Annotated in this window: 14 protein-coding genes; 8 read left to right on the forward strand and 6 right to left on the reverse strand. The window is 71.5% G+C overall.

Features of this window, described 5'->3' with window-relative positions; all coding sequences use genetic code 11:
- The first annotated feature begins 53 nt into the window (after positions 1–53).
- Both AC2SGK_RS08165 and AC2SGK_RS08170 read left to right on the forward strand, forming a co-directional pair.
- Positions 54–737, forward strand: coding sequence for an ABC transporter ATP-binding protein (locus AC2SGK_RS08165; protein ID WP_488323089.1), 684 nt, complete (start codon positions 54–56; stop codon positions 735–737).
- Complete coding sequence (locus AC2SGK_RS08170) at positions 734–3265, forward strand: ABC transporter permease (RefSeq protein ID WP_488323090.1); 2532 nt, start codon at positions 734–736, stop codon at positions 3263–3265. The genes AC2SGK_RS08165 and AC2SGK_RS08170 overlap by 4 nt, the downstream gene beginning before the upstream one ends.
- Here the strand turns inward: AC2SGK_RS08170 and AC2SGK_RS08175 are convergent.
- Both AC2SGK_RS08175 and AC2SGK_RS08180 read right to left on the reverse strand, forming a co-directional pair.
- Complete coding sequence (locus AC2SGK_RS08175) at positions 3262–4623, reverse strand: sensor histidine kinase (protein WP_488323091.1); 1362 nt, start codon at positions 4621–4623, stop codon at positions 3262–3264. The genes AC2SGK_RS08170 and AC2SGK_RS08175 overlap by 4 nt on opposite strands.
- Before the next feature lie 3 nt (positions 4624–4626).
- Entirely contained in the window at positions 4627–5295 is a 669-nt protein-coding gene (locus AC2SGK_RS08180) for a response regulator (protein ID WP_488323092.1), read from the reverse strand.
- A gap of 93 nt (positions 5296–5388) precedes the next feature.
- Between AC2SGK_RS08180 and AC2SGK_RS08185 the strand changes: the two genes are divergently transcribed.
- The 6 genes from AC2SGK_RS08185 (at position 5389) to AC2SGK_RS08210 (ending at position 11269) form a co-directional block, all read left to right on the forward strand.
- Entirely contained in the window at positions 5389–6471 is a 1083-nt protein-coding gene (locus AC2SGK_RS08185; protein WP_488323093.1) for an ABC transporter substrate-binding protein, read from the forward strand.
- 85 nt (positions 6472–6556) lie between these two features.
- Positions 6557–7501 carry a Bug family tripartite tricarboxylate transporter substrate binding protein gene (locus AC2SGK_RS08190; RefSeq protein WP_488323094.1) on the forward strand — a complete coding sequence of 315 codons (945 nt, stop codon included), beginning with the start codon at positions 6557–6559 and terminating at the stop codon, positions 7499–7501.
- The gene (locus AC2SGK_RS08195) at positions 7498–7986 is read left to right on the forward strand and encodes a tripartite tricarboxylate transporter TctB family protein (protein WP_488323095.1); all 489 of its coding nucleotides are present in this window, start codon (positions 7498–7500) and stop codon (positions 7984–7986) included. Before AC2SGK_RS08190 ends, AC2SGK_RS08195 begins: the two co-directional genes overlap by 4 nt.
- Positions 7987–7990: 4 nt before the next feature.
- A complete protein-coding gene (locus AC2SGK_RS08200; protein WP_488323096.1) occupies positions 7991–9508 on the forward strand; it encodes a tripartite tricarboxylate transporter permease in 1518 nt (505 codons plus the stop codon).
- Between the two features lie 133 nt (positions 9509–9641).
- A complete protein-coding gene (locus AC2SGK_RS08205; protein ID WP_411839094.1) occupies positions 9642–9803 on the forward strand; it encodes a hypothetical protein in 162 nt (53 codons plus the stop codon).
- A gap of 194 nt (positions 9804–9997) precedes the next feature.
- The gene (locus AC2SGK_RS08210) at positions 9998–11269 is read left to right on the forward strand and encodes a hemolysin family protein (RefSeq protein ID WP_488323097.1); all 1272 of its coding nucleotides are present in this window, start codon (positions 9998–10000) and stop codon (positions 11267–11269) included.
- Here the strand turns inward: AC2SGK_RS08210 and AC2SGK_RS08215 are convergent.
- The 4 genes from AC2SGK_RS08215 to AC2SGK_RS08230 all read right to left on the reverse strand — a co-directional run bounded on the left by AC2SGK_RS08215 (position 11266) and on the right by AC2SGK_RS08230 (position 14017).
- Positions 11266–12645: an FAD/NAD(P)-binding protein gene (locus AC2SGK_RS08215; protein ID WP_488323098.1), complete on the reverse strand. Its 1380-nt coding sequence runs from the start codon at positions 12643–12645 to the stop codon at positions 11266–11268. The genes AC2SGK_RS08210 and AC2SGK_RS08215 overlap by 4 nt on opposite strands.
- 23 nt (positions 12646–12668) lie before the next feature.
- Positions 12669–12821 (reverse strand): hypothetical protein, encoded by a 153-nt coding sequence (locus AC2SGK_RS08220; RefSeq protein WP_488323099.1) that lies wholly within the window; start codon positions 12819–12821, stop codon positions 12669–12671.
- 30 nt (positions 12822–12851) lie between these two features.
- Positions 12852–13448 carry an RBBP9/YdeN family alpha/beta hydrolase gene (locus AC2SGK_RS08225; protein ID WP_488323100.1) on the reverse strand — a complete coding sequence of 199 codons (597 nt, stop codon included), beginning with the start codon at positions 13446–13448 and terminating at the stop codon, positions 12852–12854.
- A gap of 86 nt (positions 13449–13534) precedes the next feature.
- On the reverse strand, positions 13535–14017 hold the full coding sequence (locus AC2SGK_RS08230; RefSeq protein WP_488323101.1) for an Lrp/AsnC family transcriptional regulator: 483 nt from the start codon (positions 14015–14017) through the stop codon (positions 13535–13537).
- Positions 14018–14159 lie beyond the last annotated feature (142 nt).

Genomic DNA, 14159 nt, shown 5'->3' on the forward strand with positions numbered 1-14159 from the left:
CGGGCCGACCATATCGTGCCCCGACACCCAGACCGCGACGAAGGAGCGACCCGATGGCCGACCCCGTGATCCGCCTGTCCGATGCGCATCTGACGTTGCAGGGCAATGCCGGGCCGGTCCCGATCCTGCGCGGCCTGTCGCTGCAGGTCGAACGCGGAGAGACGGTCGGGCTGGTGGGTCCTTCGGGATCGGGCAAGTCGTCGCTCCTCATGCTGATGGGCGGTCTGGAACGCGCCACGGGCGGCCTGGTCCAGGCGATGGGTCAGGACCTGACCGCGCTGGACGAGGATGCGCTGGCGCGCTTTCGTCTGTTCCATATGGGGGTCGTGTTCCAGTCCTTCCACCTGATCCCCACCATGACCGCGCTTGAAAATGTCGCGACGCCCCTGGAGCTGGCCGGTACGCCAGACGCATTTGCCCGCGCGGCGGCAGAGCTGGACCGCGTGGGTCTTGGCGCGCGGCGCGACCATTACCCCGCGCAACTGTCAGGCGGAGAGCAGCAGCGCGTGGCCTTGGCCCGCGCCGCCGCGCCGCGCCCGGCGATCCTGCTGGCGGACGAACCCACCGGCAATCTGGACGGGGCGACGGGGCAGGCGATCATGGACCTGCTGTTCGGGCTGCGCGCCGATCATGGCGCGACGCTGGTGCTGGTCACGCATGACCCGGACCTGGCGCGGCGCTGCGACCGGGTGATCCGCCTGGCCGACGGCCGTCTGGCCGCCGAGGCCGCGGCATGAGCCTCGCGCTGGCGGCCCGGCTGGCGCGGCGCGACCTGCGCGGGGGCCTGCGCGGGTTCTGGGTGCTGCTGACCTGCCTGGCGCTCGGCGTGGCCGCTATCGCCGCTGTGGGTTCGGTGCGCGCGGCGATCCAGGCGGGGCTGACCGCGCAGGGGGCGACCCTGCTGGGCGGCGATGCCGAGGTGCAGCTGACCTATCGCTTTGCCAGCCCCGAGGAGCTCGACTGGCTGGAGGATCGGGCCGTAACCCTTTCGGAAATCGTGGATTTCCGGTCCATGGCGGTCGTCGGGCAGGGGGATGCCTCCGAACGCGCCCTGACCCAGGTCAAGGGCGTCGACGCGGCCTGGCCGCTGCTGGGTCAGGCGGTGCTGGACCCGCCCATGCCGCTGGCCGAGGCTCTGGGGCAGACCCCGCAGGGGCTGCCGGGGGGCGTCATGGCGCCGCTGCTGGCCGACAGGCTGGGGCTGTCGTCAGGCGACGTGTTCCGCCTTGGGACGCAGGATTTCGTGCTGACCGCGCGGCTGGTCAGCGAACCCGATGCGGGCGCGGCCAGCTTCGGCTTCGGCCCCCGCACCCTGGTCCGGCGCGAGGCGCTGGCCGACAGCGATCTGCTGGGCGCGGGCACGCTCTACGACAGCAACTACCGACTTGCGCTGCCGCCGGGGACCGATCTGGATGCGCTGCGGGCCGACTGGCGCGCGGCCTTCCCCGACAGCGGCGCGCGCTGGCGCGACAGCCGCCGCGGCGCGCCGGGCATCGACAGTTTCGTGGACCGCATCGGCGCGTTCCTGGTGCTGATCGGGCTGACCGGGCTGGCCGTGGGCGGGGTCGGCGTGTCGGCCGCGGTGCGCGCCCATCTGTCCCGCAAGACCGAGACCATCGCCGTGCTCAAGACCTTCGGCGCGTCGGGGCGCACGATCTTTCAGGTCTATCTGCTGCAGATCGGGGCGGTGACCGCGATCGGCGTGGCGGCGGGGCTGATCCTGGGGGCGGCGGTGCCCTTGGCGCTGGCGCCGCTGCTGACGGCGCGCCTGCCGGTGCCGGCGGAGTTCGGCCTCTATCCCGGTCCCTTGGCGCAGGCGGCGGTCTATGGGCTGCTGACCGCCTTCGTCTTTGCGCTGTGGCCCTTGGCGCGCACGCGGCGTGTCCGGGCGGCGACGCTGTTCCGCGACGCGGATGCCTCCGGGGGCGGCTGGCCCGGGCGGCGCTATCTGGCGATGATCGTCGCGGCACTGGTCGCTCTGGTGGGGCTGGCGGCGCTGTTCTCGGGGCTGTGGGGGCTGACGCTCGGCATGGCGGGGGGCGTGGTGGCGGCGTTCGTGGTGCTGGCCGGAGCGGCGGCGCTGGTCCGGCGCGCGGCGGGGGCGGGGGCGCGGCTGGCGCGGCGCCGACCGGCGCTGCGGCTGGCGCTGGCGGCCATCGGCGGACCGCGCAGCGAGGCGCTGTCGGTGATCCTGTCCTTGGGCCTGGGCCTGACGGTGCTGGCGGCGGTGGGGCAGGTCTCGTCGAACCTGCGCCAGGCCATCGCGACGGAACTGCCCGAACGCGCGCCCAGCTATTTCTTCCTGGACATCCAGCCCGATCAGCTGGACCCGTTCCTGGCCCGTCTGCGGGACGATCCGCTGGTGGCCGAGGTCCAGACCGCGCCGATGCTGCGCGGCATCGTCACGCAGCTGAACGGCCGCCCTGCGCGCGAGGTCGCGGGCGATCACTGGGTGCTGCGCGGCGACCGGGGCGTGACCTATGCCGCGACCCCGCCGCCCGGCACCCAGATCACCCGCGGCGCGTGGTGGCCCGAGGATTACGCGGGCCCCCCGCTGGTCAGCCTGTCCGACGAGATCGCGACCGAGATCGGCCTGGACCTGGGCGACACCGTCACCGTGAACATCCTGGGCCGCGACATCACCGCGACCATCGCCAACCTGCGGGTGGTGGATTTCAGCGATGCGGGCATCGGCTTCATCATGGCGCTGAACCCCGGTGCGCTGGCTGGCGCGCCGCACACCCACATCGCCACCGTCCATGCCGATCCGGCGGCCGAGGCGCCGATCCTGCGCGATCTGGGCAACCGTTTCCCGAACATCACCGCCATTCCGGTGGCCGAGGCGATCGACCGCGCCTCGGACGCGCTGGCGGGGATCGCGGCGGCGGTGGCCTGGGCTGCGGGCGCCACGCTGGTCACGGGCTTTGTCGTGCTGATCGGGGCTGCGGCGGCGGGCGAGCGCGCCCGCGTCTATGAGGCCGCAATCCTGAAGACGCTTGGCGCGTCGCGGGCGCTGATCCTGCGCAGCTTTGCGCTGCGCCAAGCGCTGATGGGGGCCGCGGCGGGGCTGGTCGCGCTGTTGGGCGGGGGCATCGCGGGATGGGCGGTCAGCCGCTTCGTGATGGAGGTGCCCTATCGGTTCGACCTGAGTTCGGCGCTGCCGATCGTGGCGGGGGGCATCGTGGCGACTGTCGCGGCAGGGCTGATCTTCGCCTGGCGCCCGCTGGCCGCGCGCCCGGCCCGCGTGTTGCGCGCGCAGGACTAGGCCGCGGGCAGGCGCAGCTCTGCGCGCAGCCCGCGTCCCGACCGCCCCGGCGACAGCGCCAAGCCGCCGCCGAACAGCTGCGCGATTTCGGTCACGATGGCCAGACCCAAACCGCTGCCCCCCGGCCGCGCCGGAGCCTCAGCCCCGCGGGCAAAGCGCGAGGTCAGCCGCGCCATGGCCGCGGCGGGGATGCCCGGCCCGTCATCCTCGACCGCGATCACGGCATCAGTGCCCTGTCGGGTGACGCTGACGGTGATCTCGGCCCCCGGCCCGGCATAGGCCAGCGCGTTGTCCAGCAGGTTCTTCAGCGCCTCGGTCAGCAGCACCGGCTCGGCCCGGACGGTGGCGGGCTGGCCGTCGAAGCCCAGGTCGATCCCCGCATCGGCGGCGCGCGGGATCATCGCGGCGGTCAGGTCGCGCGCCAGCGCCTCGGCATCCAGGGCCGCGGCCATCGGATGGCCCGCCGCCGCATCGACCCGCGCCAGCAGCAGCAGCTGCGCCAGGATGCGTTCGGCATCCGACAGCGCCGCATCGGCCTTGGCCACGGCTGCGCGCACGGCACGGTCGTCGCCCGCCCGCTGCGCCAGGACCAGCTGCGTGCGGATCACCGCCAGGGGGGTGCGCAGCTGATGGCTGGCATTGCCGGTGAAGTTGCGCAGCGCCGCCAGCGCCGTGTCCAGCCGCGTCATGAACGAGTTCATCGCGCCCACCAGCCCCTGCACCTCCTGCGGGACATCGGCGGGCAGGGGGGACAGGTCGTCCGTCCGGCGCGCCCCGATCACGCCCCCCAGCCTGTTCAGCGGCCGCAGCGCCAGCGGCACCGCGATCCAGATGATCGCCGCCGCGCCCCCGATCATCAGCGCCAGCCGCGCGGCCGAGCGCAGCAGGATCGCGCGCGACAGCTGGTTCCGCGCCAGCTTTGATTCCGCGACCGTGACGCGGAAGGGGATCGATTCGATGCCGGTGGAGACCGTGCGCGCGAGGGTGATGACCCGGATCGGCGCGCCCGCGAAATCGGCGTCGGCATAGCCCGCGCCGTCGCCCTGCGGTTCGGCCACCGGCAGGTCGGCATAGCCGGTCATGAACCCGTCCGGCCCGTCCACGCGATAGAAGACGCTGTCCTGCGCGGTCGAGGTCAGCATCTCCAGCGCGGAATAGGGGATGTCGGCTTGCAGCTGCGCGTCGTCGGCGACCGTCACCCGTTCGGCGATGGCCAGGGCCGATCCGGCCAGCACCCGGTCGGAAACGGCGCGGGCGGTCGCCACGGCCTCGGACCAGGTATCGGCCAGCGCCAGGCTGCCCAGGGCCGCCGTCGCCGCCAGCAGCCAGCCCAGCAGGCGGTGGCGCAGCGAGCCCAAGGCCTAGACGCCCTTGTCGATGTAATAGCCGATGCCGCGCGCGGTGCGCAGCTGCACCCCGTGCGGGGCCAGGCGGCGGCGCAGGCGGCTGGCATATTGCTCGATCGCGTTGTCGGACAGGGTGTCGTCCAGCGATGTCATGGACTGCATGATCACGTCCTTGGGCACGACCTTGCCCGCGCGCATGAACAGCAGTTCCAGCAGCGCATGTTCGCGCGCCGGCAGGTCGATGGGCTGGCCCTGCGCCAGGAACCGCCGCGCGATCAGGTCCAGCATGACGCCGCCGATGGTGACCTCGGCCGCGCGCAGCCCCGCCTGGCGGCGCAGCAGCGAGCGGACGCGGGCCTCGAACTCGGTGATCTCGAACGGCTTGACCAGATAGTCGTCCGCGCCCAGGTCCAGGCCGCGCACGCGCTCCTCGGGCGTGCCACGGGCGGTCAGGATCATCACCGCCGCCGGGTCGCGGCGCTGGCGCATGCGGCGCAGCACCTCCAGCCCGTCCATCTGCGGCAGGTTCAGGTCCAGGATCACCAGATCGAACCGCTCCGCCGCGATCAGCGCCTCGGCCGAAGCGCCGTCATCGACGTGATCGACCGCATGGCCCGCCCCGGACAGCAGCTGCACCAGCCCGTCCGCCAGGGCGGCGTTGTCCTCGACCAGCAGAATGCGCATGTCCTGTCCCCCCGGCGCGATCTTAGGGCGGGGGCGCGCCGGGGGGCAAGGGCGCGCTTGCCCCCCAGGCCCCGGCGGTGCCACGATGGGACCATGCTGGCCCGCGCGATTCCCCTGCTGCTGACGCTGATGCTGACCGCCGGTGCGGCGGCGGCGCAGGTGCTGACCTTTCCCGCGCCGCAGGGCGGCGGGGCGGACCGGCTGCGGCTCTACATGTCGCTGGACGAGGATCTGGCCCGGCCGCTGATCGAGGGGTTCCAGGCCCGCCATCCCGGCGTCACGGTCGAGTTTCAGGATCTGCTCACCGGCCAGATCTTCGCCCGCGTCACGCAGGAGACCGATGACGGCGGACGCACGGCCGACCTGGCCTTCTCCAGCGCGATGGACCTGCAGGTCAAGCTGGCCAATGACGGCTATGCCATGGCCGTGCCCACGCCCGCCTCGGAGGAGTGGCCGCGTTGGGCGAACTGGCGCGACACGGCCTACGCGATCACCTTCGAGCCCGCGGTTCTGGTCTATCACCGGCCCAGCTTCCGCGACCGCGCGCCCCCGGCGACCCGGTTCGAGCTGCTGGACTGGCTGGAGCGGGGCGGTCCGCAGGTGCAGGGGCGCATCGGCACCTATGACATCGCGCGGTCCGGCGTGGGCTATCTGTTCCTGGCCCGCGATCAGGAGCATTTCTTCGACATCTGGAACCTGGGCGCGGCGATGGGGCGCGCGGGCGTGCAGCAGTTCGCCACCTCGCGCGAGATCCTGGACCGGGTCGCGGACGGACGGCTGGCGGTGGGCTACAACATCCTCGGCTCCTATGCCGCGGACCGGGCTCGGCAGGAGCCGGACCTGGGCCTGCTGCTCCCGCGCGACTTCACGGTGGTGGTGTCGCGGGTGGCGCTGGTGCCCCGCGCGGCGGCGCGGCCGGATCTGGGCGCGGATTTCCTGGCCTTCCTGATGTCGCGCGAGGGCCAGACCATCCTGGCCGAGGAGCTGCGCCTGCCCGCCGTCAGCCTGGAGATCGGGGCCACGGCCGGAAACCTGCCCCCCGCGCTTGGCGCGCAGCTGCGCCCCGTCGCGATCAGCCCCGGCCTGCTGGCCTATCTGGACCAGTCCCGCCGCGCCCGGCTGATCAGCCGCTGGCAGCAGGCCCTGGCACCCGATCCGGGTCCCGCTGCGGATTGATGGCCGCGATGTCAGCTTTGTGACAGGTTCGCGTGCCAAGGTGGCCCCTGCCGGGTGGAGGCCCGGCCAATAGGGGAGGACTACCTTGAAACACGCATTCCTTGCGGGCCTGTTCACGGCCGCTCTGGCCGTTCCCGCGCTGGCCACCGACTATACCATCCTGGCGCCCGCGGCGCCCGGCGGTGGCTGGGACCAGACCGCCCGCACAATGCAGGAGGTCCTGCAGGCCGAAGGCATCTCCGATTCGGTGCAGGTCCAGAACGTGCCCGGCGCCGGCGGCACTGTCGGTCTGGCGCAGTTCGCGTCGCAGGCGGCCGGCAAGGCCGACCAGCTGATCGTGGGCGGCTATGTCATGGTCGGCGCGATCCTGACCAACGCCTCGCCCGTGTCGCTGGCCGACGTGACGCCCATCGCCCGCCTGACCGGCGAATACGAGGCGATCGTGGTGCCGACTGCGTCCGAGATCCAGGACATCAACCAGCTGGTCGAGATGCTGAAGGCCGATCCGGGTTCCGTCAGCTGGGCCGGCGGTTCGGCGGGCGGCGCGGACCACATCGCGGTGGGCCTGCTGGCCAATGCCGCGGGCGTCGATCCGACCGCCATCAACTACATCGCCTATTCGGGCGGCGGCGAGGCGCTGGCCGCGATCCTGGGCAACCAGGTCACCGCGGGCATCTCGTCGGTGGGCGAGTTCAAGCCGCAGGCCGATGCCGGCACGCTGCGCATCCTGGCCGTCACCTCCGAGGAGCGGATCGAGGGCATCGACGCGCCCACGCTGAGCGAATCGGGTCTGGACGTGGTGCTGCAGAACTGGCGCATGGTCGCCGCCGCGCCGGGCCTCTCGGCCGAGGACCAGGCCGCGATCGCCGCCGACATCGAGACGATGGCGAAATCGGCCGCCTGGCAGGAGGCGCTGGCGTCCAAGGGCTGGTCCGACACCTATCTGGCGGGCGACGAGTTCAACGCCCAGCTGGAGCAGGACATCGCCACCACGGCCGCGGTCCTCAAGGACATCGGGCTGGTCGAATGAGCCAGGCCCCGGACACGAGACGCCGCCCCGACGGGGCGGCGCTGACCGTGGCGGCGGTGCTTGCGCTGATCGCGGTCGTCATCTTCCGCGACGTCGCAGGCCTGCCGCAGAACCGGGGCTATTCCGGCGTCGGCCCGGCCGACGTCCCGCGCTGGATCGCGTGGTGCCTGCTGGGCCTCTCGGCCTGGACCGTCGTCGCGGCCTTCCGCGAGGGTCCGTCCGAGCGGCCCGCCCAGGACCCCGCGCCCATCGCCTGGATCATCGGCGGCCTGGCGGCGCAGCTGGCGCTGCTGAACACGGCGGGCTTCGTCATCTCGACCGCGCTGCTGTTCGCGGCGACCGCGCGGGCCTTCGGCAAGCGCAACCTTCTGCTGACCCTGCCCATCGGGCTGGTCTTTGCCGGGACCATCTACCTTGTCTTCTCCCAGCTTCTGAACCTCAGCCTGCCGGCCGGTCCGCTGGAACGTCTGATCACGGGGGGCTAGGGGCATGGACACGTTCGGATATCTGTTTCAGGGCCTGATGGTCGCCACCGACCCGATGATCCTGCTCTATGCGCTGATCGGCGTGACCGTTGGCACCGCCGTGGGCGTGCTGCCCGGCATCGGGCCGGCGCTGACCGTGGCGCTGCTGCTGCCGGTGACCTACGGGCTGGACCCGGCCGGGTCGCTGGTCATGTTCGCGGGCATCTATTACGGCGGCATGTATGGTGGTTCGACCACGTCGATCCTGCTGAACACGCCCGGCGAGAGCGCCTCCATCGTGACCGCGCTGGAGGGCAACAAGATGGCCCGCGCCGGACGCGGCGGCCCGGCGCTGGCCACCGCGGCCATCGGCTCGTTCGTCGCGGGCCTGATCGCCACGCTGCTGCTGGCCTTCGTCGCGCCGACCGTGGTCAAGCTGGCCCTGACCTTCGGGCCGCGCGAATATTTCGCGCTGATGGTGCTGGCCTTCGTCACCGTGTCCTCGGCCTTCGGGGACAGCGCGCGCAAGGGGCTGATCTCGCTGTTCATCGGCCTGTCGCTGTCGCTGATCGGCATCGACCAGCTGACCGGACAGGCGCGCCTGGACTTCGGCGTCCCGCAGCTGCTGGACGGGATCGAGGTCACGACCCTGGCCGTGGCGCTGTTCGCCGTGGGCGAGGCGATGATCGTCGCCGCCAATCGCTTCGGCGTCGAGGACAAGGTGATCGCCGTCAAGGGGTCGGTCTGGATGACGGTCAGCGACTGGAAGCGGTCGTGGAAGCCTTGGCTGCGCGGCACCTTCATCGGCTTTCCCATCGGCGCCATGCCGGCGGGCGGTGCCGACATCGCCACCTTCCTGTCCTATGCAGCAGAGAAACGTGCCGCCAAGCACCCCGAGGAGTTCGGCCACGGCGCCATCGAGGGCGTCGCCGGACCCGAGGCCGCGAACAACGCCAGCGCCGCCGGAACGCTGGTGCCGCTGCTGACGCTCGGCCTGCCGACGACGGCGACGGCGGCGATCATGCTGGCGGGCTTCCAGCAGTTCGGCCTTCAGCCGGGACCGCTGCTCTTTGCGACCAACCCGGACCTGGTCTGGGGCCTGATCGCGTCGCTGCTGATCGCGAACGTGATGCTGGTGGTGCTGAACCTGCCGCTGATCGGGCTGTGGGTGAGGCTGCTGACCATCCCGCGGCCGTGGCTCTATGCGGGCATCCTGTGCTTCGCCACGCTTGGCACGATCGGCGCGAACCCGTCCCCGATCGAGCTGTCGATGCTGCTGATCTTCGGCGTCATGGGCTATCTGATGCGCCTCTACGGCTATCCGATCGCGCCCGTGGTCGTGGGCCTGATCCTGGGACCGATGGCCGAACAGCAGCTGCGCCGCGCGCTGTCGATCAGCCAGGGCGATGTGACCACGCTGGTCTCGACGCCGGTCTCGGCCGGGCTGATCGCGGTGGCGGCCTTCGCGCTGATCGTGCCGATGATCATGCGCGCCCGCGGCAAGGGCCAGGTCCTGAGCCAGATGGCCGCCGACGAAGACTGACCCCGCGGCCCGGCCCCGATGCGGGCCGGGCTATGCACCTGCTGCAAGGCGGGTCTTCCCAATGCCGCATTGCAGAATGGGTGGTCGGACCCGATATCCCTCCTGTCACCAGATGACAGAAAGAGAGATTGAAATGACCACCCTGCGCAACGCCTGGACCCGCATCCTGTCGGCTCTGGACACCCTCGGCGCCAGCCTCGAGGCCGCGCGTGCCGTCCGGGCCCACCGTCGCCCCGCCGATGCCAGCCTCAAGCAGCTGGGCATCCGACGCGACAGCTTCCCGACGCATATCTGATCGGTCCTACGCCCGATCCGCCAACCGGCGCGCCGCCCCTGCGGCGCGCTTTCGTATTTGCCGCGTTCGATGCGCGGAAATGCGGTCATGGCGCGAAATCCCGTGATTTCCGCTGGCCCGATCGGTGATGCTGCCCTAATCTGCGGATCAGGGCCGGCCCGTAAGGCCGCCTTCCATCACCTGACGAAAGTCCCATGTATTTTGAAATCGCCATCGTCCTGCTGTTGACCCTGTTCAACGGCATTCTTGCCATGTCCGAACTGGCCATCGTCTCGGCGCGACCTGCACGCCTCAAGACAATGTCCCAACAGGGCAGCCGGGGGGCGGCCATCGCGCTGGACCTGGCGGCCGATCCGGGCCGCTTCCTGTCCAGCGTGCAGATCGGCATCACGCTGGTCGGCGTGCTGTCGGGTGCTTTCTCGGGCGCCACCCTGGGCACGCGTCTGTCGGCCGCGTTGGTGGCGGGGGGCATGCAGCCCGCGCTGGCCAACACGCTGGCCGTGGGCGGTGTCGTCGTGGCCATCACCTATCTGTCGCTGATCGTGGGAGAGCTGGTACCCAAGCAGATCGCCCTTCGCGCGCCCGAGTCCGTGGCCGCGCGCATCGCGCCGCTGATCCGGCTGATCTCGCGCATCGCCGCGCCGGTGGTCTGGGTGCTGGACCGGTCGGGCCGTGTGGTCCTGGCGCTTCTGGGCCAGTCCGGCAAGGCCGAGAGCAGCATGTCGGACGAGGAGATCAAGGTCATGCTGGCCGAGGCCCACAGCGCCGGCGTGATCGAGCCTGCAGAGAACGAGATGATCGCCGGCGTCATGCGCATCGCCGACCGCAGCGCGCGCGGGCTGATGACGCCGCGCCGCGAGGTGCTGATCGCGGATGCCGATGCCGGACCCGAGGCGCTGGCGCAGATCCTCCGCGCGGGGCACCGTTCGCGGGTGCTGCTGCGCGACGGCGCGGATGACGACATCGTGGGCGTGATCCATGCGCGCGACCTGATCCGCCTGAAGGACGATACCGACACCGACCTGCGCAGCCTGATCCAGCCCGTTCCGGTGGTCCGCGACGGCCTGCCCGCGCTGAACGTGATCGAACAGCTGAAGTCATCGCCCGCGCATATGCTGCTGGTCTTCGACGAATACGGCAATTTCGAGGGCGTGATCACCGCCATGGACGTGCTGGAGGCGATCGCGGGCGACTTTCCCGATCCGGGCGAGGACGAGCCCAAGGCCGTGCGCCGTGAGGACGGCAGCTGGCTGATCGCGGGCTGGATGCCCGTGGACGAGTTCGCCGACCTGCTGGGCATCACCCTTCCCGAGGACCGCGACTATGAATCCGTCGCGGGCCTGGTGCTGGACCTGGCGGGCGTGCTGCCCGAGGTCGGCGCCCATGTCGACCTGCCGGGCTGGCGGATCGAGGTCGTCGACCTGGACGGCCGCCGCATCGACAAGCTGCTGGTGTCGCAGGCCTAGGCCGGCACCCGCACCAGCTCCGCGCGCAGCGCCTGCGCCACGCGCGCGGCCTGTTCGCGGATGTCGGGAATGGCCGTGACCTCCCAGAAGGCCGCGCGGCTGGCCGGGCCGATGGCGCGGATGCGCGGATCGGGCCGTCCGGCCGCGTCGATCACCGCGCAGTCGGGCGTCACGTCCAGCCCGAGCGCCAGCGGATCGATGCGCGCAGCCCCGCGCGTCAGCATGTCCGCGATCAGCGGCGTCGCGTTGCGGCGCGGATCGCGGCGGATGCCCCGGCAATCGACGATCCGCGCGGCATCCAGGCTCAGCACCCGGTCCTCTCCGCGCGGGCGCCAATGGGCGCGCAGGATGGTGCCGTCGCGGCTGGCGCCCTCGAAGCTGCCGGCCAAGAGGCGCAGGCGGCCGTCCTTCAGCGCGGCCTCCAGCGGGGCCGCGCTTTCGGGCGGCAGGCGGTGGCGATGCACCTCCCACCAGGGCGCGGCATGGCGCAGGAAGCGTGCGCGGTCGGCATGGGGCAGGGCGCGCCACAGCGCCGACAGATGCGGGCGCAGCCCGTCCACCGCATCGCGCCAGGTGCCGCCCTGGGCCTCGGCCCGGCGGACCTGCGCGCGCAGCCAGGCCATCAGGCGGCTGACCGGGGCGCCCAGGGGGATCTCGGCGCGGTCCAGCGGAAGCGGCTGGCCCGGCGCATGGACGCGGGGCAGCTGCGCGCGCCGCGACAGGGCCACGATCTCTCCGCGATGGCCCAAGGCCATCAGGCTGATCGCCTGATCGACCATCGACAGGCCCGACCCGACGATGACCACCCGCCCGCCGGAGGGCGGCGGCGGCGCGGCCTCCCATGCGCCCAGCACCAGACCCTCGGGGTCGGCCTCGGGTAGGGCGTGGCCGGTGGCCAGCACCGCGCGGACGGCGGGGATGACCTGGCCGTCGTCCAGATGCGCCGCCACCCCGCCCTTCGCGGGCGTCAACCGCAGGCAGGTCGCGCGCACGCAGCGCAGCCGCCCGTCCGCCGTCAGCGGCGCCAGAAGCGCCGTCATGTAGGCGCCGTAGGTCGCCCGGCTGACAAAGCACGCCCCCGTCGCCGCATGCCCGCCCTGTTCCAGCCAGGCCCGGAAATGGTCGGGCTCGTCAGGAAAGGCGCTCATGTTCGCGACGCGGGTGTTCAGCAGGTGGCGCGGATCGTTGGTCGAATAGGCCACGCCGCAGCCCAGCATGTGCCGCCCTTCGACGACCGTGACGCGCAGCGCCGCCTGCGGATCGCGCAGCAGGTGGGCGGCCAGCAGGACCCCGCTGGCGCCGCCGCCGATGATGACGACATGGGGCCAGTGCGCGGCATGGGCGGCGGGCATGTCGGGGCGGGCGTCGATCTTCATGGGGCGTCTCCGGGGTGAAGGGGTCAGAGCGCGGCGAACAGCACGCCGCACCACATCGCGAAGCTGAGCGCGATCAGCACCGGGACGACCGGGCTGGTGTCGTGGTCGCGGGCCGCGCGGCGCTGCTGGGGGCTGTGGGCGTGGCGCAGGAAGGCTTCGGTCTGCAGGTCGAACATCGGGTTTCTCCCGTGACTGTGGGTTCAGGGTCAGGCCAGGCGGGCGCGCAGTGCCTCGCCACCGCGCCAGCCGCCGCGCAGGCGGGCCAGCAGGCTGGGCCGCTGCGTGGCCGCGATCAGCCCATCGCGCAGCGCCTTGCCCGCGGGCCAGGGGCCGAAGCCCGATGCCGCGTTGATGTGGCCCGCATGGCCGATGTCGTGCAGCTCGGCGCCCCAGGTGTCGGCCATCTGGCGGCTGAGGTCGAAGGACATCCACGGGTCGTTGCGGCTGGCCACCAGGACGGAGGGCACGTCGAAGCGTTCGCGCGGCAGGCGGCCGAAGCGGCGCGTGCGCTCGGACAATACCGGATCGGCGGGCGCGACCAGCAGCGCGGCCCGCACCCGTAGGCCCGGCCAGCGGCCCAGCAGATGCGCGATGGTCACCGCGCCCAGCGAATGGCCCACCAGGATCGAATCGGGATGCGCCATGACATGCGCGGCCAGCGTCGCCTCCCAGACCTCGCGAACGGGGCGGCTCGGGTCGCCCATCTCCAGCAACATGGCGTCGGGGTCCGTGCGCGCCCACCAGTCCTGCCAGTGCGGGGCCTGAGAGCCGTCGAGGCCGGGGACGATCAGGGTCTTGGTCATCGCATCGCTCCTTTTATCTCTCATAACACTATAATGTTTGTCGTGTATTTGGGTTCCAAACTTCGCCCCCGAAAGGGAACGCCGTTCTACCGGTCGCGGGTGTTCACCGGATAGGCGGTGGTGTGGCGCACGCGCTCCATCGCGAATTGCGAGATGACATTCTTGATCGGCACGGCGTCGGTCAACAGCCGGTAGAAGCGGTCATAGGCCGCCATGTCGGGCACCGCTACGCGGAGCAGATAGTCGATGTCGCCTGCCATCCGCCACGCCTCCATGACCTCTGGCAGGGTGTCGACCGCGCGGGTGAAGTCCGCGCGCCATTCGGGCCCGTGATCGGGCGCCTCGATGCCCACGAAGACGGTCAGCCCGAAGCCCAACCGCGCCGGATCGGCCAGCGCGACCCGGCCCGTCAGCACGCCCGAGGTCTCCAGCTTCTGGATGCGCTTCCAGCAGGGGGTCTGGGACAGGCCGACCTTGTCGGCGATCTGGGCGATGGGCATGGTCGCGTCCGCCATCAGCGCGGCGACGATCTTGCGGTCGATCAGGTCCAGGGCGGCGGATTGCGTCATGGCGGCGATTCCTTTCTCCTGAAGAATGCCTCAAAAGAATATATTGTCGAGCGCCTTTATCGTTTTTAGATGTCGGACCGCCGCGACCGGTCCGACACAGCCCGGAAAAAAGGCACGGATTGCGGTCGTCTTTTCTTTCGCA

The organism is Paracoccus sp. NIOT.M2S5SZ12 (genome assembly GCF_057748165.1).